Origin of the sequence: Pseudomonas sp. B2M1-30 (assembly GCF_025447575.1) — a bacterium.
GTDB lineage: Bacteria > Pseudomonadota > Gammaproteobacteria > Pseudomonadales > Pseudomonadaceae > Aquipseudomonas > Aquipseudomonas botevensis.
Window position 1 is genome coordinate 661,567 of record NZ_JAOEJT010000001.1, and the last position, 19,939, is coordinate 681,505.

Consider the following 19,939-nt stretch of genomic DNA (forward strand, 5'->3'; position numbering starts at 1 on the left):
GAGTGGTTATCCACAGAGTAAGTTACGCCTCGGCTTTTTTCGTTGCCGCTTCAATCTTACGCGTGATGTACCACTGTTGGGCAATCGACAGGCAGTTGTTCACAACCCAGTACAGCACCAGACCGGCCGGGAACCACAGGAAGAAGAAGGTGAAGATGATCGGCATCATTTTCATCACCTTGGCCTGCATCGGATCCGGAGGCGTCGGGTTCAGACGCTGCTGGATGAACATGGTCGCGCCCATGATGATCGGCAGGATGAAGAACGGATCCTTGATCGACAGGTCGGTGATCCACAGCATGAACGGCGCCTGGCGCATTTCCACGCTTTCCAGCAGAACCCAGTACAGCGAAAGGAAAACCGGCATCTGCACCAGAATCGGCAAGCAGCCGCCCAGCGGATTGATCTTCTCTTTCTTGTACAGCTCCATCATGGCTTGCGACATTTTCTGCCGGTCATCGCCATGTTGCTCTTTCAGTGCAGCCAGTTTCGGGGCCACGGCGCGCATGCGGGCCATGGATTTGTAGCTGGCGGCCGACAGCGGGAAGAAGATCCCTTTGATCAGCATGGTCAGGAAGATGATCGACCAGCCCCAATTGCCGACGATGCTGTGGATATGTTGCAGCAGCCAGAAAATCGGCTGGGCAATGAACCACAGAATGCCGTAGTCGACGGTCAGTTCCAGACCTGGGGACAACTCTTTCAGCACAGCCTGGCTTTTCGGGCCGGCATACAGCACGGCGCTGGTTTCGACTTTTGCACCGGGTGCAGCGGTCAAGGCCGGGCCGGTGTAACCGATGATGTAGTTGCCTTTGCTGTCTTTACGCGTCTGGACGATGTTGTTTTCGCCTTTCGGCGCAACCCATGCAGTCACGAAGTAGTGTTGCAGCCAGGCGACCCAGCCACCGGTGACGGTTTCCTTGAGCTGAGCCTTGTCCATGTCCTTCATGGACACTTTCTTGTACGGCTCGGAACTTGTCCACAGGGCGGCACCCAGGTAAGTCGCGGTGCCGGTCGCCGTGGTCGACGAAGGATCTGCGCTGGCGTCGCGTTTCAACTGCGCAAACATCGAACCGGACCAAGGCTGAGCGCTCTGGTTATCGATCAGATAGGTCACAGTCACGTCATACAGGCCACGTTTCAGGGTGAAACGCTTGATGTAGTTGACGCCGTCCTTGCTGAACTTCAGGTCTACAACCAGTTGGTCCTGACCATCAGCCAGTTGATAAGTTTTCTTCTCCGAGGCGTAGATCGGGCGACCGGCCGGGCTTGCGTCCGGGCCATTGGGGCCGATCAGACCGCTTTGAGCCAGATAAACACGTTCGTTGCCGTTATCGAACAGCTGGAACGGAACGTCCGGACGATCCTGACGACGTGGATACAGCGGCAAGGTCAGTTGAGCAACATCGCCACCCTGTGGATCGATCGCCAGATCGAGCACGTCGGTTTTGATCTGGATCAGATCCTTGCTGACAGCGACCGGCGTTTCGGCGGGTGCGCTGGTATCGCTTGCGGCGCGCGGAATATCGTCGCTGGCGGAAGCGCTGGTGCCAGTGGCGGTGTCCGGCAAACCGGATGTAGTCGTACTGGAAGCAACATTCTGAGTCGGCAGGGCAGCCTGGCCATAATCCTGGTTCCATTTAAGAACCATGACATAAGCCACGATTGCCAGGGCGACGATCAGGATCGTGCGTTTGATATCCATGATTACTCGGCCATCGAAGAAGAACGGGAGGTAGGGATAGGTGGAACCGGGTCATAACCACCGGGATTCCACGGATGACAGCGACCTAAACGACGAAAGGTCAGCCAGCCACCGCGCAGAAGGCCATGAGTTTCGATGGCTTCTAACGCGTAGCAAGAACAACTGGGGTAGAAACGACAGTGATCGGCCATCAGGGGACTAATGGCGTAGCGATAAAACTGGATCGGAACGAGTGCCAGTTTACGCATCTGGACTGTCTACCCCTACAGTTTCGGTTTTGACTGCCGGTGCTGGCTTGTTGCGCGCCAGACGTTTCCAGAGTTTGCCGAAATGCTGAATCAATTCGGGGTTTTCTACATCACCCAAACCTTTGCGCGCGACGATAACGATGTCCCAGCCGACCAGTGAATCCTGGTTCAGGCGAAACGATTCGCGCATCAGACGTTTGAGGCGATTGCGCTCGACGGAGAGCTTTACGCTCTTTTTCCCGATAACCAGCCCTAGCCGGGGGTGATCGAGATCGTTGTTGCGCGCAAGGAGCAGGAGATTTTTCCCCGGAACCTTGCCGGTAGGGGAGTCAAAGACTGCCTTGAAGTGCCGGGGAGTAAGCAGACGCTTTTCCCGACTGAAGTCCTGACTCACCTCCAGTGCCGGATTATCAAACTGCCAGACGTGCGCGGCCTTTGGCGCGACGACGCGACAGTACGGCACGACCGTTCTTGGTAGCCATGCGAGCACGGAAACCGTGGGTACGAGCGCGTTTGATAGTGCTTGGTTGGAAAGTACGTTTCATGTCGTGTTACCTGGTTCGTCCACAACGGGCCGGAATGGCCCCCGTTTTAAGAGACCGGGGATTCTAGAGAAAGCAAGTCCATAGGTCAATTTCCAACCAGCGTTTCCCTCTAAATAGATATCCGCGTCTTCTGAGCACCAGGCCCTGTTCGCCAAACATAAAAATAAAGAAGGGAATTATTTAAAGCTTTTCTGTAAAGCTTGTAAAAGCTAGTCCCGCCACCTTCTGTGGATAACTCAATCGAGGCCTTATCTGCCGTGATGTACAGAGAATGACAACTACGCGGGAAAACCGTGTTCAGCCTGTGCTCCGGGAGCGGATAACCTGTGCGTGGAAAGGTCTGTTATCCACAGGCAGGTTATCCACCGAGTTTCGCCCCCAGTTGTCCAGTGTCCTCAGTGGCGGTTATCCACAGAGCTTATGCACATACCGTTGGTCGCCTTTTTGCCATTTAACGTATTGATAAATCATGGTCGCCGGGCAACCTGCATGTGGATAAGTGGGCGGCTCGCCGCTACAATGGCCGCTTGTTTTTGCCTCACCGGCTTTCAACTTAGGGGATTTCCGTGTCAGTGGAACTTTGGCAGCAGTGCGTGGAGCTTTTGCGCGAAGAGCTGCCTGCCCAACAATTCAACACCTGGATCCGTCCACTACAGGTCGAAGCCGAAGGCGACGAGTTGCGTGTCTACGCACCGAACCGTTTTGTTCTGGACTGGGTCAACGAGAAGTACCTCGGGCGCGTCCTTGAACTGCTGGATGAGCATGGCAACGGCCTGGCGCCGGCGCTTTCCTTATTAATAGGCAGCAAGCGCAGTTCGGCTCCCCGTGCCGCACCGAATGCGCCGCTGGCCGCTGCCGCCGTGGCACAGGCTCAGCAGGCCGCTGTTGCGCCGGTCACTGCTGCGCCAGTGGCACCTGCCGCCCCGGTCGCCACGCAGAAAGCCGAAGAAGTCAGTGAAGAGCCGTCCCGCGACAGTTTCGACCCGATGGCTGGCGCCGCCTCGCAACAGGCCCCGGTTCGCGCCGAACAGCGCACCGTGCAGGTCGAAGGTGCGCTCAAGCACACCAGTTACCTGAACCGCACCTTCACCTTTGAAAACTTCGTAGAAGGTAAATCCAACCAGCTCGCCCGCGCGGCGGCCTGGCAAGTGGCGGACAACCCCAAGCACGGCTACAACCCGCTGTTCCTTTATGGCGGCGTCGGTCTCGGTAAGACCCACTTGATGCATGCGGTGGGCAACCACCTGTTAAAGAAGAACCCGAATGCCAAGGTCGTGTACCTGCATTCCGAGCGTTTCGTGGCCGACATGGTCAAGGCGCTGCAACTGAACGCGATCAACGAGTTCAAGCGTTTCTACCGTTCGGTGGATGCCTTGCTGATCGACGACATTCAGTTCTTCGCCCGCAAGGAACGTTCCCAGGAAGAGTTTTTCCACACCTTCAACGCCCTGCTTGAAGGTGGCCAGCAGGTCATTCTCACCAGTGACCGCTACCCGAAGGAAATCGAAGGCCTGGAAGAGCGCCTCAAATCCCGCTTCGGCTGGGGCCTGACGGTTGCCGTCGAGCCGCCGGAACTGGAAACCCGCGTTGCGATTCTGATGAAGAAGGCCGACCAGGCCAAAGTCGAGTTGCCTCACGACGCAGCGTTCTTCATCGCCCAGCGCATTCGCTCCAACGTCCGTGAGCTGGAAGGCGCGCTGAAACGCGTGATCGCCCACTCGCACTTCATGGGCCGCGACATCACCATCGAGTTGATTCGCGAATCCCTGAAGGACCTGTTGGCGTTGCAGGACAAACTGGTCTCTGTGGATAACATTCAGCGCACCGTCGCCGAGTACTACAAGATCAAGATCTCCGACCTGCTGTCCAAGCGCCGTTCGCGCTCGGTGGCTCGTCCGCGTCAGGTGGCCATGGCCTTGTCCAAGGAGCTGACCAACCACAGCCTGCCGGAAATCGGCGATGTGTTTGGCGGTCGCGACCACACGACGGTGTTGCACGCCTGCCGCAAGATCAACGAACTTAAGGAATCCGACGCGGACATCCGCGAGGACTACAAGAACCTGCTGCGTACACTGACCACTTGATGAACACCAGCGCAGCTTATTAAGGCAAGGGACTAGACCATGCATTTCACCATTCAACGCGAAGCCCTGTTGAAACCCCTGCAACTGGTCGCAGGTGTCGTCGAGCGCCGACAGACCTTGCCGGTGCTGTCCAACGTGCTGCTGGTTGTCGATGGCCAGCAGCTGTCGCTGACCGGTACTGACCTGGAAGTCGAGCTGGTCGGTCGCGTGCAACTCGAAGAGCCGGCGCAAACCGGTTCCATCACCGTGCCGGCGCGCAAGCTGATGGACATCTGCAAGAGCCTGCCGAACGACGCCCTGATCGACATCAAGGTCGACGAGCAGAAGCTGGTGGTGAAGGCCGGCCGTAGCCGCTTCACCCTGTCGACCCTGCCGGCCAACGATTTCCCGACCGTCGAAGAAGGTCCGGGATCGCTGACCACCAGCCTGGAGCAAAGCAAGCTGCGTCGTCTGATCGAGCGCACCAGCTTCGCCATGGCTCAACAGGACGTGCGCTACTACCTCAATGGCATGTTGCTGGAAGTGGCGACCGGTGTGATCCGCGCTGTTGCCACTGACGGTCACCGTCTGGCGATGTGCTCGATGCAGGCCGACATCGGTCAGCAGGAGCGCCATCAGGTGATCGTGCCACGCAAAGGTATCCTCGAACTGGCGCGCCTGCTCACAGAGCCGGATGGCAACGTCAGCATCGTGCTGGGCCAGCACCATATCCGTGCGACCACTGGCGAATTTACCTTCACCTCGAAACTGGTGGACGGCAAGTTCCCGGACTACGAGCGCGTACTGCCGAAGGGCGGCGACAAGCTGGTATTGGGCGATCGTCAGGCGCTGCGCGAAGCGTTCAGCCGCACGGCGATCCTGTCCAACGAGAAGTACCGCGGTATCCGCCTGCAACTGGCCAGTGGTCAGCTGAAAATCCAGGCCAACAACCCGGAGCAGGAGGAAGCGGAAGAAGAAGTGGGCGTCGAGTACAACGGCAGCTCCCTGGAAATCGGCTTCAACGTCAGCTATCTGCTCGATGTGCTGGGCGTGATGACCACCGAGCAGGTTCGCCTGATCCTGTCCGACTCCAACAGCAGTGCGCTGGTGCAAGAGTCCGACAATGACGATTCGGCTTACGTTGTCATGCCGATGCGTCTGTAATCAGCAGAAACTAGATGTCGTTAAGTCGCGTCTCGGTCACCGCGGTGCGCAATCTGCACCCGGTGACCTTCTCCCCCTCTCCCCGCATCAACATTCTTTACGGCGCCAACGGCAGCGGCAAAACCAGTGTTCTGGAAGCCATCCACCTGCTGGGGCTTGCCCGCTCGTTTCGCAGTACAAGACTGTTGCCGGTCATCCAGTATGAGCAACTCGCCTGTACGGTATTCGGCCAGGTCGAGCTCGCCGAAGGTGGCCACAGTGCATTGGGCATTTCGCGTGACCGTCAGGGTGAGTTCCAGATTCGCATCGACGGGCAGAACGCGCGCAGCGCTGCGCAACTGGCGGAGATCCTGCCGCTGCAACTGATCAACCCGGACAGCTTCCGCTTGCTGGAGGGGGCGCCGAAGATTCGCCGGCAGTTTCTCGACTGGGGCGTGTTCCACGTCGAACCGCGTTTCATGGCCACCTGGCAGCGTTTGCAGAAGGCCTTGCGCCAGAGAAACTCCTGGCTGCGACATGGTACACTTGACGCCGTTTCGCAAGCGGTTTGGGACAGGGAACTGTGCCAGGCCAGCGCTGAAATCGATGAATACCGCCGCGCTTACATCAAAGCCTTGAAACCAGTCTTTGAACAAACCTTGAGCGAACTGGTTGAGCTCGAAGGTTTGACGCTCAGCTATTACCGAGGCTGGGACAAGGACCGGGAATTGAGTGCCGTACTTGCTGGATCCCTGCAGCGGGATCAGCAGATGGGTCATACCCAGGCCGGACCGCAACGCGCTGATTTGCGTCTTCGATTGGGCGCACACAACGCCGCGGACATCTTGTCCCGGGGTCAGCAGAAGTTGGTGGTGTGTGCCTTGCGGATTGCCCAGGGGCATCTGGTGAGCCAGGCCCGACGCGGCCAGTGTATTTATCTGGTGGATGACTTGCCGTCCGAGCTGGACGAGAGCCACCGTCGCGCGCTGTGCCGCTTGCTGGAAGACTTACGCTGCCAGGTCTTTATCACCTGTGTAGATCACGAATTATTGAGGGAAGGCTGGCAGACGGAAACGCCAGTCGCTCTGTTCCACGTGGAACAGGGCCGTATCACCCAGACCCACGACCATCGGGAGTGAAGGCATTGAGCGAAGAAAATACGTACGACTCATCGAGCATTAAAGTGCTGAAAGGCCTGGATGCCGTGCGCAAACGTCCCGGTATGTACATTGGTGACACCGACGATGGCAGCGGTCTGCACCACATGGTGTTCGAGGTGGTCGACAACTCGATCGACGAAGCCCTCGCCGGCCACTGCGACGACATCAGCATCATCATTCACCCGGATGAATCCATCACCGTTCGCGACAACGGTCGTGGCATCCCGGTAGATGTGCATAAAGAGGAAGGCGTTTCCGCCGCCGAGGTCATCATGACCGTCCTCCACGCTGGCGGTAAATTCGACGACAACTCCTACAAAGTATCCGGCGGTCTGCACGGTGTAGGTGTTTCGGTTGTGAACGCCCTGTCCGAAGAGCTGGTCCTGACCGTTCGCCGCAGCGGCAAGATCTGGGAACAGACCTACGTCCACGGCGTACCTCAGGCACCGATGGCGATCGTTGGCGACAGCGAAACCACCGGTACTCAGATTCACTTCAAGGCTTCCAAGGAAACCTTCAAGAACATTCACTTCAGCTGGGACATCCTGGCCAAGCGTATCCGTGAACTGTCCTTCCTCAACTCCGGCGTCGGCATCGTCCTCAAGGACGAGCGCAGCGGCAAGGAAGAGCTGTTCAAGTACGAAGGTGGCCTGCGTGCGTTCGTTGAATACCTGAACACCAACAAGACTGCGGTCAACCAGGTGTTCCACTTCAACATCCAGCGTGAAGACGGCATTGGCGTGGAAATCGCCCTGCAGTGGAACGACAGCTTTAACGAGAACCTGTTGTGCTTCACCAACAACATCCCGCAGCGCGACGGCGGTACGCACTTGGTCGGCTTCCGCTCCGCGCTGACGCGTAACCTGAACAACTACATCGAGCAGGAAGGTCTGGCGAAGAAGCATAAGGTCGCCACCACCGGTGACGATGCCCGTGAAGGCCTGACCGCGATCATCTCGGTGAAGGTGCCGGATCCGAAGTTCAGCTCTCAGACCAAGGACAAGCTTGTTTCTTCCGAAGTGAAGACCGCTGTCGAACAGGAAATGGGCAAGTACTTCTCCGACTTCCTGCTGGAAAACCCGAACGAAGCCAAACTGGTCGTCGGCAAGATGATCGACGCGGCCCGTGCCCGTGAAGCGGCGCGCAAGGCCCGTGAGATGACCCGCCGCAAAGGCGCGCTGGACATCGCCGGCCTGCCGGGCAAACTGGCCGACTGCCAGGAAAAAGATCCTGCGCTGTCCGAACTGTACCTGGTGGAAGGTGACTCCGCGGGCGGTTCTGCCAAGCAGGGGCGCAACCGCAAGACCCAGGCCATCCTGCCGCTCAAGGGCAAGATCCTGAACGTCGAGAAGGCGCGTTTCGACAAGATGATCTCTTCCCAGGAAGTGGGGACCTTGATCACCGCGCTGGGCTGCGGCATCGGTCGCGAAGAGTACAACATCGACAAACTGCGCTATCACAACATCATCATCATGACCGATGCTGACGTTGACGGTTCGCACATCCGTACCCTGCTGCTGACGTTCTTCTTCCGCCAGTTGCCAGAGCTGATCGAGCGCGGTTACATCTACATCGCTCAGCCGCCGCTGTACAAGGTCAAGAAAGGCAAGCAAGAGCAATACATCAAAGACGACGACGCCATGGAAGAGTACATGACGCAGTCGGCCCTGGAAGACGCGAGCCTGCACCTGAACGAAGACGCCCCGGGCATTTCCGGCGCAGCGCTGGAGCGTCTGGTGAACGACTTCCGTATGGTGATGAAGACCCTCAAGCGTCTGTCGCGCCTGTACCCGCAGGAACTGACCGAGCACTTCATCTACCTGCCTGCCGTGAGTCTGGAAAAGCTCGGCAATCACGCCGAGATGCAAGACTGGCTGGCCCAGTACGAAGCACGTCTGCGGACCATCGAGAAGTCCGGCCTGGTCTACAAGGCCAGCCTGCGTGAAGATCGTGAACGTGGCGTGTGGCTGCCGGAAGTCGAACTGACCTCCCACGGCCTGTCGAGCTACGTCACCTTCAACCGCGACTTCTTCGGCAGCAACGACTACAAGACCGTCGTTTCCCTGGGCGCTGAACTGAGCACCCTGCTCGGCGAAGGTGCATACATCCAGCGTGGCGAGCGCAAGAAAGTGGTCACCGAGTTCAAGGAAGCCCTGGAATGGCTGATGGCTGAAAGCACCAAGCGCCACACCATCCAGCGATACAAAGGTCTGGGCGAAATGAACCCGGATCAGCTGTGGGAAACCACCATGGACCCGACCGTGCGCCGCATGCTGAAAGTGACCATCGAAGACGCCATCGCCGCGGACCAGATCTTCAACACCCTGATGGGTGATGCGGTCGAACCTCGTCGTGACTTCATCGAAAGCAACGCACTGGCGGTTTCCAACCTGGATTTCTGATCCAGCTCGGCGCCAACGAAAAAGGCCAACGCATCCGCGTTGGCCTTTTTTTTCATTCGTTCGAGCCCCCCACGCTCTCCAACCGATACCCATACCCATAAATCGTCAACAACTGCCAACCCCGATCCGCCGTTAGCCCGAGTTTATTGCGCAATCGGTAGATATGCGTATCCAGCGGCCTCGATGACGCCATCTCTTCATGGGGCCAGAATCGTTCATACAGATATTCCCGTGACAACGGCCGGCCAAGGTTGCTGAACAGGCAACGAGCGAGGCGGTATTCGCGTTCGGTCATGACAATCGGTTTGCCCTCGCGCGTGGCCGTCAATTCGGCATCGTTGAAGGTCAGGTCGTTGAAACTTTGTACTTCGCCTACCGATGTACGTTGCACGCTGTGCCGGCGCAGGACGGCGGCGACCCTGGCCTTGAGTTCGTTGGGACGGAACGGCTTGCTGACGTAATCGTCGGCGCCGGCATTCAGGGCCTGGACGATATCGTTCTCGCCATCGCGGCTGGTGAGCATGATGGCGGCCGGTGGCGCCTCCATGTGTTCGCGGGTCCAGCGTAGCAAGGCCAGGCCGGTGAGGTCGGGCAGCTGCCAGTCGAGGATCAGCAGGTCGAAGGTTTCCCGGCGCAGTTGCCGCACCAGGTCTTCACCACGTTCGAAGCTGTGCAGCGACCAGGGTTGTTCCCCGGCTTCGGCCATCTGCTGGAGGGTCTGCTCGACCCGGCGCAGTTCGGCGGGTTCATCGTCCAGTATCGCAACGCGCATACGCGGTGATTCCTTGTTGCCTGGGCAATTGACGGCCGACAATCGCGGCTTGGTCAACGCGGTAAAAGTAAGCGGCCCACCATTGGTTGAGCTCCGCTATGATTCTTTGGGTCCAGTCCTCAGACCTTTGACCCATGAAACGATTCAACCCACCCTGCCCCGCGTGCCATGAATAACCGTCGCCATGAAAGCCGTGTGCCTAGCCAGGTCCAGCGCCTGTTTCGCCGTCTGGTGCGCGAGTGGGTGTGGATAAGTCTAGTGCTGTTGCCGCTGACTGCGCTGTTGTCTTATCGCGCGCAAATCAACTTGCATGATTCCTCGCCGGGCTGGAGTGCGGCAATTTCGGTGGTGCTGGTGTTCTGCGTGCTGGGGCTGCTGCTCTGGCGACCGCGCCTGGCGATCTGGATCACACTGGGCGCCATGGCTTGCGTGTTGCTGACCAGTGCGGGCATGGCGGAGATCCGGCGCTGGTGGTCACCGACCCCGGCTGCCTTGGGAATCTTGTTCGGTTATCTGATCTGGAACTGGCGACGCCTGAGTGGCGTACTCACCTACTTTGGCTGGGAGCTGTCGCGGCTGGACAGCGAGCCGAAGGTTTTCCCCGAGCGGCGTCGAACGCAATTCACCGGTGCCGACCGCTTGCAGGGTCAGATCATGGCCCTCGAACAGGCGATGAGCCGCACCCGCGATACCCGACGCTTCATTGCCGATGGTCTGGAATACCTGCCGGTCGCGACCCTGATCAGTGATCCACAAGGACGAATCCTGTTGGGTAACCGCAAGGCCCGGGAGCTGTTTGGCCAGGCGCTGGTGGGGGACGATGTGCTCGACCAATTGGCGCGTCTCGGTTACCCGGAATTATCCACAGAACCACGCCCACCGTTGTCGGCGCTGCCGCTGCTGGAGTTTCGTGATTACAAGGAACGCAGCCTGCGCCTGGAGCGCGCCGCGTTATTGCCGGTGGACGGTGACACGCCGATTGGCTGGCTGCTGAGCCTCACCGACCTGAGCGCCGAACGCGCCGCCGAGGAACAACGCGGGGTTCTGCTGCGCTTTCTTTCCCACGATCTGCGCGCGCCCCATTCGGCAATCCTCGCCCTGCTCGATGTGCATCGTCATCAGGCCGGGGTGGATTCACCCTTGTTCGAACAGATTGAACGCCAGGTGCGCCGGGCGCTGGATCTCACCGATGGCTTCGTGTTGCTGGCACGAGCCGAATCGGCGGCCTATCAGTTCCAGCCGAGCCTGTTTGCGATGCTGGTGCTGGACGTGCTGGATCAAGCGCTGCCCATCGCCCAGCAGAAACAGATCGAGTTGCTGCATGACATGGACGAGCAATCCCAGGAGCGACTGGTTTCTGCCGACCAGGGCTTGCTGACCCGTGCCTTGTTCAACCTGTTGGAAAACGCCATCAAGTACAGCGACCCCGGATCTACCGTCGAGCTGCGGATCAGCTGTCACGGTGACTGGCTGCGTTGTGAACTCACCGATCAAGGCAAAGGCATTGCCCCGCAGGAGTTACCCGAGTTGTTCCGCCAGTACCGGCGGTTTTCGTCAGCGCAAGGCATCGATGGCGTGGGCTTGGGGCTGTCGATGGTCAAAGCCGTGGTGGACCATCACGGCGGACGGATCGAATGCGAGAGCGTGGTCGATCATGGCACCACGTTCCGCCTCGATCTGCCGCTGATCCTTGAGTGAATCAGACATAAAAAAACCGGCTATATCAGCCGGTTTCCTTACATCCGAAAAAAACTTATGCACCTTTTACGGTGTTTTATCAGCTTCAGAAATATATATATAAATCAGTTAGTTAATTAACATTTTCGGAATTTATAAAGAAAACCGTACACAGGTTATCCACAAAATTCAGACAGCTACCTGATCGTTTGCAGTCGGTGCCTGTGGCGCAGGCGGTAGCGAACCCATTTCCCTTTGCGTCTGTTCGTTCCAGGCTTGGACCCGGTCGTTCAGGTCGGCGATGGCGCGCGGGCCGGAACCCTCGGCGTACATCGGCGCACCGATGACCACGGTGATCACGCCGGGCTTTTTACCCCAGCCGATTTTTGGCCAGAATTTGCCGGCATTGTGTGCAATCGGCAGCACTGGAAGCGCGGCATTCACCGCCAACGCGCTACCACTGCGGGAGAACTTGCCGACAGTGCCGTAGGGAACACGTGTGCCTTCCGGGAAGATCAGCACCCAAACGTTGTCCTTGAGCAGTTCATCACCTTTGGACGCCACTTGTTTGAGCGCGGCTTTCGGGTTGTCTCGATCAATCGCGATCGGCCGCAGCATGGCCATCGCCCAGCCGAAGAACGGCACGTACAGCAGTTCGCGTTTGAGCACCTGGCTCAAAGGCGAGAAATAAGCGGAGAGAAAGAACGTCTCCCAGGTGCTCTGGTGGTTCGACTGAATCACGCAGGGCCGATCCGGCACGTTTTCCGCGCCTTTGATCTCGTAGTGGATGCCCAGAAACACCTTGCTCAACCACAAGGCGCAGCGGCACCAGTACACGTTGATGAAACGATAGCGCGCCTTGAACGGCAGAAAGGGCGCGATAAAAAAGCTCAGGCTGCACCACAGCATGGAGGTGGTGCCCAGCAGCAGGTAAAAGAGGAAGATTCTGATGGCCTGCAGTATCGACATGGCGACGGTTACCGTTACGGGCAATGCCCGACTGTTCAAGCGCACTCCCGATCAATCCCTGGTCAGGAACTTCAGAAGCACTCTAGTTGTGGATAAGTTCTGCGGCAATCGCCGCCAGATCGTCAAAAATCAGGGTGCCAACCGGAAGGGTCTTGCCCAGCGTCTTTTCGCCTTTCCCGGTCTTTACCAAAACGGGCTGTGAATCGACGGCTTTGGCCGCCTCCAGGTCACCAAGGCTGTCGCCGACGAACCAGACATCGGTCAGCGATACGTCGTAGTGTCCGGCGATGGTCTTGAGCATGCCGGGTTTCGGCTTGCGGCAATCGCAACCCTCGTCCGGCCCATGCGGGCAGTACACGATCAGCCCGACTTCACCGCCCTGCTCCGCCACCAGTTCACGCAGGCGCGCGTGCATGGCGTCGAGGGTGGCGAGGTCGTAATAGCCGCGAGCAATGCCCGACTGGTTGGTGGCGACCGCCACCGTCCAGCCGGCCTTGCTCAACTGCGCAATCGCTGCGATCGAGCCGGGCAGCGGAATCCACTCCTCCACCGACTTGATGTAAGCGTCGGAGTCGTAATTGATCACTCCGTCCCGATCGAGAATCAGCAGTTTCAACAGCAATCCCTCAACCCAGCAGCGAAATGTCGGCAACGCCGAGGAACAGACCACGCAGACGCGCCAGCAGCGCGTAACGGTTGGCCCGCACGTTGGCGTCATCGGCATTGACCATCACCGCATCGAAGAACGCATCCACCGGCTCACGCAGGGCTGCCAGGCGTGCCAGCGATTCGTTGTACTGACGCGCCGCCGCCATCGGCTGCACAGCCTGATCGGCCTGCTGGATCGCCGAGTACAGCGAGAACTCGTTGGCGTTGTCGAAGTACTTGGCCTGGACTTCGGTCGGCACCGAACCTTCGATCTTGCTCAGCAGGTTCGACACACGTTTGTTCACCGCCGCCAGCGCTGCCGCTTCCGGCAGTTGACGGAAGGCCTGCACCGCTTGCACGCGCTGGTCGAAGTCCAGCGCCGAGCCCGGCTTCAGGGCACGTACCGACAGGTAAGTGGCAACATCCACGCCTTCGTCTTCATAACGCGCACGCAGACGGTCGAAGATGAATTCCAGCACGGTGTCGTTCAGGCCGGCAGCCTTGACCTTGGCGCCGAACGCATTCACGGCGAAGGCCACGGCGTCGTTCAGATCCAGGTCCAGTTGCTTCTCGATCAGGATGCGCAGCACGCCCAGCGCGGCACGGCGCAGAGCATACGGGTCCTTGCTGCCGGTCGGCAGCATGCCGATGCCGAAGATGCCGACCAGCGTGTCGAGCTTGTCGGCGATGGCCACGGCTGCGCCGGTGAGGGTGGCCGGCAGTTCAGCACCGGCACCGCGCGGCATGTATTGCTCGTTCAGGGCCAGGGCGACGTCTTGCGGCTCGCCGTCATTGAGGGCGTAGTAGTAACCGGCGACACCTTGCATCTCCGGGAATTCGCCGACCATTTCGGTCGCCAGGTCGCACTTCGACAACAGGCCGGCACGGGCCGCCCACGAAGCGTTGCCACCGATGCGCGCAGCGATGTAAGCCGCGAGTTTGGAAACGCGCTCGGCCTTGTCGTAGACGCTGCCGAGTTTTTCCTGGAACACCACGTTCTGCAGGCGCAGATTGAACTCTTCGAGTTTCTGCTTCTTGTCCTGTTTGAAGAAGAACTCGGCGTCGGTCAGACGTGGGCGAACCACTTTCTCGTTACCGGCGATGATCTGCTGCGGATCCTTGCTTTCGATGTTGGCCACGGTGATGAAACGCGGCAGCAGTTTGCCGTCGGCATCCAGCAGGCAGAAATACTTCTGGTTGTCCTGCATGGTGGTGATCAGCGCTTCCTGCGGCACGTCGAGGAAACGTTCCTCGAACGAGCACACCAGCGGCACCGGCCATTCGACCAGGGCGGTCACTTCATCGAGCAACGCCGGCGGCACGATTGCGGTGCCTTCCTGACGGGTCGCCAGTTCTTCGGTGCGCTTGCTGATGATTTCGCGACGCTCGTTGGCGTCGGCCAGCACGTAGGCGGCACGCAGGTCGGCCAGGTAGCTGGACGGCGAACCGATGCGCACGTTTTCCGGGTGGTGGAAGCGGTGGCCACGGGAGTCACGGCCAGCCTTCTGGGCGAGGATGGTGCAGTCGATGACCTGGTCACCGAGCAGCATGACCAGCCACTGGGTCGGACGCACGAACTCTTCCTTGCGTGCACCCCAACGCATGCGTTTCGGGATCGGCAGGTCGTTCAGCGAATCTTCGACGATGGTCGGCAGCAGGCTGGCGGTCGGCTTGCCGGCGATGTTCTGGCTGTAGCGCAGTTTCGGACCGCTCTGGTCGATTTCGCTCAGCTCGACACCGCATTTCTTGGCGAAGCCCAGGGCGGCCTGGGTCGGATTGCCTTCGGCATCGAACGCGGCCTGACGTGGCGGGCCGTCGAGGTTGATGCTGCGGTCCGGCTGCTGGGTGGCCAGCGCGGTGATCAGCACGGCCAGACGACGCGGCGCGGCGTAGACGGTTTTGCTCTCGTAGTTCAGGCCGGCGGCCTGCAGACCCTTGTCGATACCGGCCAGGAACGCTTCGGCCAGGGTATTCAGGGCTTTGGGTGGCAGTTCTTCGGTGCCCAGTTCAACCAGAAAATCTTGAGCACTCATTGTGCAGCCTCCAGCTTGGCCAGTACTTCGTCACGCAGATCCGAGGTCGCCATCGGGAAGCCCAGCTTGGCGCGGGCCAGCAGATAGGCTTGGGCGACGGAACGCGCCAGGGTGCGTACACGCAGAATGTATTGCTGACGTGCGGTCACCGAGATCGCCCGGCGCGCATCCAGCAGGTTGAAGGTGTGCGAAGCCTTCAACACCATTTCGTAGCTCGGCAACGGCAGCGGCTCATCGAGTTCGATCAGGCGCTTGGCTTCGCTTTCATAGAAATCGAACAGTTCGAACAGCTTGTCGACGTTGGCGTGTTCGAAGTTGTAAGTGGACTGCTCCACTTCGTTCTGGTGGAACACGTCGCCGTAGGTCACCTTGCCGAACGGACCGTCGGCCCAGACCAGGTCGTAGACCGAGTCCACGCCTTGCAGGTACATCGCCAGACGCTCGAGACCGTAGGTGATCTCGCCGGTCACCGGGTAGCACTCGATGCCGCCGGCCTGCTGGAAGTAAGTGAACTGGGTCACTTCCATGCCGTTGAGCCAGACTTCCCAGCCCAGACCCCAGGCGCCGAGGGTCGGCGATTCCCAGTTGTCTTCGACGAAACGGATGTCGTGTACCAGCGGGTCGAGGCCCACATGCTTGAGGGAGCCCAGGTAGAGTTCCTGGAAGTTGTCCGGGTTCGGCTTCAGGACTACCTGGAACTGGTAGTAGTGCTGCAGACGGTTCGGGTTTTCGCCGTAACGGCCGTCAGTCGGACGGCGGCTTGGCTGCACATAAGCGGCGTTCCAGGTTTCCGGGCCGATGGCGCGCAGGAAGGTCGCGGTGTGGAAAGTGCCGGCGCCTACTTCCATATCGTAGGGCTGAAGTACCACACAACCTTGCTCGGCCCAGTACTGCTGGAGCGCGAGGATCAAGTCTTGGAAGGTACGCACGGCTGGCGTAGGCTGGCTCACGAAATTCACCTGTTTCTTGGGCTGCGATTTAAAGAGCGGGAGTATACCCGATTCAGTCGCACCTCCACCCCCTGGAGCCTTATGCCACGCTGCTTTTGGTGTACCGAAGATCCGCTGTACATGGCTTATCACGATCAGGAGTGGGGCACGCCGCTACGCGATGCGCAGGGTTTGTTCGAGTTGCTTTTGCTCGAAGGGTTCCAGGCCGGGCTTTCCTGGATCACCGTGCTGCGCAAGCGCGAGCGTTATCGCGAGGTTCTGTTCGGCTTTGACGTACAGCGCGTGGCGCAGATGAGCGACGCCGAAATCGAGGAATTGATGCTCGATCCGGGGATCATCCGCAATCGTCTCAAACTCAAGGCCGCCCGGCGCAATGCCCAGGCCTGGCTGGCGCTGGAGGATCCGGTGGCGTTTCTCTGGTCGTTCGTGGATAACCGGCCGCTGATCAATCATTTCAAGGATCGCAGTGAAGTCCCGGCCATCACCCCGCAAGCGGTGGCGATGAGCAAAGGCCTGAAAAAGGCCGGTTTCACCTTCGTCGGTCCGACCATTTGCTACGCGCTGATGCAGGCCTCGGGCATGGTCATGGATCACACCCGCGATTGCGACCGCTACGCGCAGCTGGTCAACGCCGGTTAGAATGGCCGCCTCGCGCACAGCACAAGATCAGGAGTGACCTGTGGAAAAGTTTAAAGGCGCCTTGCTGGTAGGCGCTCTGCGGCTGTTTGCCCTGCTGCCATGGCGGGCGGTGCAGGCCGTGGGTTCGGCGATCGGCTGGATCATGTGGAAAACCCCCAACCGCTCCCGCGACGTGGTGCGGATCAATCTGGCGAAATGTTTTCCACAGATGGATCCGACCGAGCGTGAGCGTCTGGTCGGGCAGAGCCTGAAAGACATCGGCAAGTCCCTGACCGAAAGCGCCTGCGCCTGGATCTGGCCGGCCCAACGTTCGATCGATCTGGTGCGCGAAGTCGAAGGCCTCGACATTCTCAAGGACGCGCTGGCCTCGGGCAAAGGCGTGGTCGGCATCACCAGCCACCTGGGCAACTGGGAAGTGCTCAACCACTTCTATTGCAGCCAGTGCAAACCGATCATTTTCTACCGCCCGCCGAAGCTCAAGGCGGTGGACGAATTGCTGCGCAAACAGCGCGTGCAACTGGGCAACAAAGTGGCCGCGTCGACCAAGGAAGGCATCCTCAGTGTCATCAAGGAAGTGCGCAAGGGGGGTGCAGTGGGCATTCCCGCCGACCCGGAACCGGCCGAATCCGCCGGGATCTTCGTGCCGTTCTTCGCCACCCAGGCCCTGACCAGCAAATTCGTGCCGAACATGCTCGCCGGCGGCAAAGCCGTTGGCGTGTTCCTGCATGCCCTGCGCCTGCCGGACGGCTCCGGTTACAAGGTGATCCTCGAAGCGGCGCCGGAAGCCATGTACAGCACCGACACCGAGACGTCCTGCGCGGCGATGAGCCAGGTGGTCGAGCGCTATGTGGCGGCCTACCCGAGTCAGTACATGTGGAGCATGAAGCGCTTCAAGAAGCGTCCGCCGGGAGAGGCGCGCTGGTATTGAGTGGGTGATGTGATTGGCATGATCTGTGGATAACCTCACTTTCGACGTTATCCACAACCGTTCATTCAAGGGCGCAGCAGATGTCCGAACAACGCAAATCGTTTCGTATCAAGATCACCCACGACAGCTTCGGCGAATGCCTGGGGCAGACGCGCAATCTGTCCACCACCGGGGTCTACGTCCAGCACCCGCGCCTGGCCTCGCTGCCCAAGGGGGCGGTGGTCTACGGTCAGGTCCAGGACTTGCCCACAGGCGCGCCGCGAGTGCGGATGGAAGTGGTGATGGTCGACGCCGACGGCATCGGCCTGCGGTATCTATAACAGGCGGATCACTGCGCCTGACGATCCAGCTTCTTCAGAAACACGGTCATTTCCTTCTCGGCCTGCTTGTCGCCATGGGCGCGAGCGGCTTCCAGACCTTGCTCCCAGGCCTGTCGCGCGGCGGCCTTCGCGCCCAGCGCCAGCTGTGCCTTGCCCAACAGTTTCCACGCCGCCGAATACTTCGGATCGAAGTCCACGCAACGCTGGAAATGCTCGACAGCCTTGGCATTTTCCCCAAGATCCAGATAACCCTTGCCCAGGCCGAAGCGCAGCAAGGCGTTATCCACACCCTTGGCGAGCATTTTTTCCAGGGATTCGAGCATTTTTGTACCTTCTTCGGGTTTGATCAGGGTGGGGATCAGAAGAAGCTCAGGCCCACATGGAACAGCTTCTCCACATCGCGAATATGCTTTTTATCCACAAGGAACAGAATCACATGGTCGCCCGCCTCGATCACCGTGTCGTCGTGGGCGATGATCACTTCTTCGTCGCGGATGATCGCGCCGATGGTGGTTCCGGGCGGCAGGGCGATGTTTTCGATGGCCTTGCCGATCACCTTGCTTGATTTCGAATCACCGTGGGCCACCGCTTCGATGGCCTCCGCCGCGCCCCGGCGCAACGAATGCACGCTGACGATATCGCCCCGGCGCACGTGGGCCAGCAAGGTGCCGATGGTCGCCAGCTGCGGGCTGACAGCAATGTCGATATCGCCGCCCTGGACCAGATCGACATAGGCCGGGTTGTTGATGATCGTCATGACTTTCTTCGCGCCCAGGCGCTTGGCCAGCAGCGACGACATGATGTTGGCCTCGTCGTCGTTGGTCAGGGCGAGGAAGATGTCGGCGTCGGCGATGTTTTCTTCCAGCAGCAGGTCGCGATCCGATGCGCTGCCCTGCAACACCACGGTGCTGTCGAGGGTGTCGGAGAGATAACGGCAACGCGCCGGGTTCATCTCGATGATCTTCACCTGGTAGCGGCTTTCGATGGCTTCGGCCAGACGCTCACCGATCTGCCCGCCACCAGCAATGACGATGCGTTTGTAGGTTTCGTCGAGGCGGCGCATTTCACTCATCACCGCGCGAATGTTCGCACGGGCGGCGATGAAGAAGACTTCGTCGTCGGCCTCGATCACCGTGTTGCCCTGCGGCAGGATCGGCCGGTCACGGCGGAAAATCGCTGCGACCCGGGTTTCCACGTTCGGCATGTGCTCGCGCAGCTGACGCAGTTGCTGCCCCACCAGCGGCCCGCCGTAGTACGCGCGCACCGCCACCAGTTGCGCCTGGCCTTCGGCGAAGTCGATCACCTGCAAGGCGCCGGGGTGCTGGATCAGGCGCTTGATGTAGTTGGTGACCACTTGCTCCGGGCTGATCAGTACATCCACCGGAATCGCTTCGTTGTGGAACAGCTGCTCTTCGCGGGTCAGGTACGACGCTTCGCGCACCCGGGCGATTTTGGTCGGGGTATGGAACAGCGTGTGGGCGACCTGGCAGGCGACCATGTTGGTTTCGTCGCTGTTGGTCACCGCCACCAGCATGTCGGCGTCGTCCGCGCCGGCCTGGCGCAGCACCGTCGGCAGCGAGCCACGGCCCTGCACGGTACGGATATCGAGACGGTCACCCAGGTCACGCAGACGGTCGCCATCGGTGTCGACCACCGTGATGTCGTTGGCTTCACTGGCCAGGTGTTCAGCCAATGAACCACCGACCTGCCCCGCACCGAGGATGATGATTTTCATCC

At 59.6% G+C, this 19,939-nt stretch carries 19 protein-coding genes; 8 read left to right on the top strand and 11 right to left on the bottom strand.

Features of this window, described 5'->3' with window-relative positions; translation table 11 throughout:
• Nucleotides 1-22 precede the first annotated feature (22 nt).
• From yidC to rpmH, 4 genes are read right to left on the bottom strand one after another with little or no spacing between them, the layout of a single operon-like run.
• Nucleotides 23-1,705, bottom strand: a complete 1,683-nt coding sequence (gene yidC / locus N8H74_RS03050) for a membrane protein insertase YidC (protein ID WP_217829061.1) — start codon at nt 1,703-1,705, stop codon at nt 23-25.
• A 2-nt stretch (nt 1,706-1,707) separates the two neighbouring features.
• On the bottom strand, nt 1,708-1,953 hold the full coding sequence (gene yidD / locus N8H74_RS03055; protein WP_217829060.1) for a membrane protein insertion efficiency factor YidD: 246 nt from the start codon (nt 1,951-1,953) through the stop codon (nt 1,708-1,710).
• Nucleotides 1,946-2,347 carry a ribonuclease P protein component gene (gene rnpA, locus N8H74_RS03060; protein WP_217829059.1) on the bottom strand — a complete coding sequence of 134 codons (402 nt, stop codon included), beginning with the start codon at nt 2,345-2,347 and terminating at the stop codon, nt 1,946-1,948. The genes yidD and rnpA overlap by 8 nt, the downstream gene beginning before the upstream one ends.
• Before the next feature lie 16 nt (nt 2,348-2,363).
• On the bottom strand, nt 2,364-2,498 hold the full coding sequence (gene rpmH / locus N8H74_RS03065) for a 50S ribosomal protein L34 (protein ID WP_003213577.1): 135 nt from the start codon (nt 2,496-2,498) through the stop codon (nt 2,364-2,366).
• Between the two features lie 566 nt (nt 2,499-3,064).
• Between rpmH and dnaA the strand changes: the two genes are divergently transcribed.
• The 4 genes from dnaA to gyrB are packed head-to-tail and all read left to right on the top strand — an operon-like array spanning nt 3,065 to nt 9,266.
• Nucleotides 3,065-4,582: a chromosomal replication initiator protein DnaA gene (dnaA, locus tag N8H74_RS03070; protein ID WP_262146141.1), complete on the top strand. Its 1,518-nt coding sequence runs from the start codon at nt 3,065-3,067 to the stop codon at nt 4,580-4,582.
• Between the two features lie 39 nt (nt 4,583-4,621).
• Entirely contained in the window at nt 4,622-5,725 is a 1,104-nt protein-coding gene (gene dnaN / locus N8H74_RS03075; RefSeq protein ID WP_217829054.1) for a DNA polymerase III subunit beta, read from the top strand.
• A gap of 14 nt (nt 5,726-5,739) precedes the next feature.
• The gene (gene recF, locus N8H74_RS03080; RefSeq protein ID WP_007911886.1) at nt 5,740-6,843 is read left to right on the top strand and encodes a DNA replication/repair protein RecF; all 1,104 of its coding nucleotides are present in this window, start codon (nt 5,740-5,742) and stop codon (nt 6,841-6,843) included.
• A gap of 5 nt (nt 6,844-6,848) precedes the next feature.
• A complete protein-coding gene (gyrB, locus tag N8H74_RS03085) occupies nt 6,849-9,266 on the top strand; it encodes a DNA topoisomerase (ATP-hydrolyzing) subunit B (protein WP_217829053.1) in 2,418 nt (805 codons plus the stop codon).
• A gap of 52 nt (nt 9,267-9,318) precedes the next feature.
• Here gyrB and N8H74_RS03090 read toward each other — a convergent pair whose 3' ends face one another.
• The gene (locus N8H74_RS03090) at nt 9,319-10,038 is read right to left on the bottom strand and encodes a response regulator transcription factor (RefSeq protein WP_262146144.1); all 720 of its coding nucleotides are present in this window, start codon (nt 10,036-10,038) and stop codon (nt 9,319-9,321) included.
• A gap of 168 nt (nt 10,039-10,206) precedes the next feature.
• Here N8H74_RS03090 and N8H74_RS03095 point away from each other — a divergent pair, with 168 nt between their 5' ends.
• Complete coding sequence (locus N8H74_RS03095; RefSeq protein WP_262146145.1) at nt 10,207-11,736, top strand: ATP-binding protein; 1,530 nt, start codon at nt 10,207-10,209, stop codon at nt 11,734-11,736.
• A gap of 168 nt (nt 11,737-11,904) precedes the next feature.
• Here the strand turns inward: N8H74_RS03095 and N8H74_RS03100 are convergent, their stop codons facing one another.
• The 4 genes from N8H74_RS03100 to glyQ all read right to left on the bottom strand — a co-directional run bounded on the left by N8H74_RS03100 (nt 11,905) and on the right by glyQ (nt 16,315).
• A complete protein-coding gene (locus N8H74_RS03100; protein ID WP_262146146.1) occupies nt 11,905-12,684 on the bottom strand; it encodes a lysophospholipid acyltransferase family protein in 780 nt (259 codons plus the stop codon).
• A gap of 82 nt (nt 12,685-12,766) precedes the next feature.
• Nucleotides 12,767-13,306, bottom strand: coding sequence for a D-glycero-beta-D-manno-heptose 1,7-bisphosphate 7-phosphatase (gene gmhB / locus N8H74_RS03105; protein WP_262146147.1), 540 nt, complete (start codon nt 13,304-13,306; stop codon nt 12,767-12,769).
• Between the two features lie 4 nt (nt 13,307-13,310).
• Nucleotides 13,311-15,365 carry a glycine--tRNA ligase subunit beta gene (glyS, locus tag N8H74_RS03110; RefSeq protein WP_262146149.1) on the bottom strand — a complete coding sequence of 685 codons (2,055 nt, stop codon included), beginning with the start codon at nt 15,363-15,365 and terminating at the stop codon, nt 13,311-13,313.
• Entirely contained in the window at nt 15,362-16,315 is a 954-nt protein-coding gene (gene glyQ, locus N8H74_RS03115) for a glycine--tRNA ligase subunit alpha (RefSeq protein WP_262146150.1), read from the bottom strand. Before glyQ ends, glyS begins: the two co-directional genes overlap by 4 nt.
• Before the next feature lie 81 nt (nt 16,316-16,396).
• Here glyQ and tag point away from each other — a divergent pair, with 81 nt between their 5' ends.
• From tag to N8H74_RS03130, 3 genes are all read left to right on the top strand, one after another.
• Nucleotides 16,397-16,954, top strand: a complete 558-nt coding sequence (gene tag, locus N8H74_RS03120; protein WP_262146151.1) for a DNA-3-methyladenine glycosylase I — start codon at nt 16,397-16,399, stop codon at nt 16,952-16,954.
• Nucleotides 16,955-16,994: 40 nt separating this feature from the next.
• Nucleotides 16,995-17,882 (top strand): lysophospholipid acyltransferase, encoded by an 888-nt coding sequence (locus N8H74_RS03125; protein WP_262146152.1) that lies wholly within the window; start codon nt 16,995-16,997, stop codon nt 17,880-17,882.
• Nucleotides 17,883-17,962: 80 nt separating this feature from the next.
• The gene (locus N8H74_RS03130; protein WP_217829044.1) at nt 17,963-18,202 is read left to right on the top strand and encodes a PilZ domain-containing protein; all 240 of its coding nucleotides are present in this window, start codon (nt 17,963-17,965) and stop codon (nt 18,200-18,202) included.
• A gap of 8 nt (nt 18,203-18,210) precedes the next feature.
• On the opposite strand, the gene N8H74_RS03135 is transcribed toward N8H74_RS03130, so the two are convergent.
• Both N8H74_RS03135 and trkA read right to left on the bottom strand, forming a co-directional pair.
• Nucleotides 18,211-18,525 (bottom strand): tetratricopeptide repeat protein, encoded by a 315-nt coding sequence (locus tag N8H74_RS03135; protein ID WP_262146154.1) that lies wholly within the window; start codon nt 18,523-18,525, stop codon nt 18,211-18,213.
• A 35-nt stretch (nt 18,526-18,560) separates the two neighbouring features.
• Nucleotides 18,561-19,937: a Trk system potassium transporter TrkA gene (gene trkA / locus N8H74_RS03140; RefSeq protein ID WP_217829042.1), complete on the bottom strand. Its 1,377-nt coding sequence runs from the start codon at nt 19,935-19,937 to the stop codon at nt 18,561-18,563.
• Nucleotides 19,938-19,939 lie beyond the last annotated feature (2 nt).

What these genes read in the sequence shown, in the direction of transcription:
- N8H74_RS03130 (WP_217829044.1), top strand. Translation starts at nt 17,963, where the DNA reads ATGTCCGAACAACGCAAATCGTTTCGTATCAAGATCACCCACGACAGC.
- N8H74_RS03090 (WP_262146144.1), bottom strand. Translation starts at nt 10,038, where the DNA reads ATGCGCGTTGCGATACTGGACGATGAACCCGCCGAACTGCGCCGGGTC.
- glyS (WP_262146149.1), bottom strand. Translation starts at nt 15,365, where the DNA reads ATGAGTGCTCAAGATTTTCTGGTTGAACTGGGCACCGAAGAACTGCCA.
- yidC (WP_217829061.1), bottom strand. Translation starts at nt 1,705, where the DNA reads ATGGATATCAAACGCACGATCCTGATCGTCGCCCTGGCAATCGTGGCT.
- trkA (WP_217829042.1), bottom strand. Translation starts at nt 19,937, where the DNA reads ATGAAAATCATCATCCTCGGTGCGGGGCAGGTCGGTGGTTCATTGGCT.
- recF (WP_007911886.1), top strand. Translation starts at nt 5,740, where the DNA reads ATGTCGTTAAGTCGCGTCTCGGTCACCGCGGTGCGCAATCTGCACCCG.
- N8H74_RS03095 (WP_262146145.1), top strand. Translation starts at nt 10,207, where the DNA reads ATGAATAACCGTCGCCATGAAAGCCGTGTGCCTAGCCAGGTCCAGCGC.
- yidD (WP_217829060.1), bottom strand. Translation starts at nt 1,953, where the DNA reads ATGCGTAAACTGGCACTCGTTCCGATCCAGTTTTATCGCTACGCCATT.
- dnaN (WP_217829054.1), top strand. Translation starts at nt 4,622, where the DNA reads ATGCATTTCACCATTCAACGCGAAGCCCTGTTGAAACCCCTGCAACTG.
- tag (WP_262146151.1), top strand. Translation starts at nt 16,397, where the DNA reads ATGCCACGCTGCTTTTGGTGTACCGAAGATCCGCTGTACATGGCTTAT.
- rpmH (WP_003213577.1), bottom strand. Translation starts at nt 2,498, where the DNA reads ATGAAACGTACTTTCCAACCAAGCACTATCAAACGCGCTCGTACCCAC.
- N8H74_RS03135 (WP_262146154.1), bottom strand. Translation starts at nt 18,525, where the DNA reads ATGCTCGAATCCCTGGAAAAAATGCTCGCCAAGGGTGTGGATAACGCC.
- N8H74_RS03100 (WP_262146146.1), bottom strand. Translation starts at nt 12,684, where the DNA reads ATGTCGATACTGCAGGCCATCAGAATCTTCCTCTTTTACCTGCTGCTG.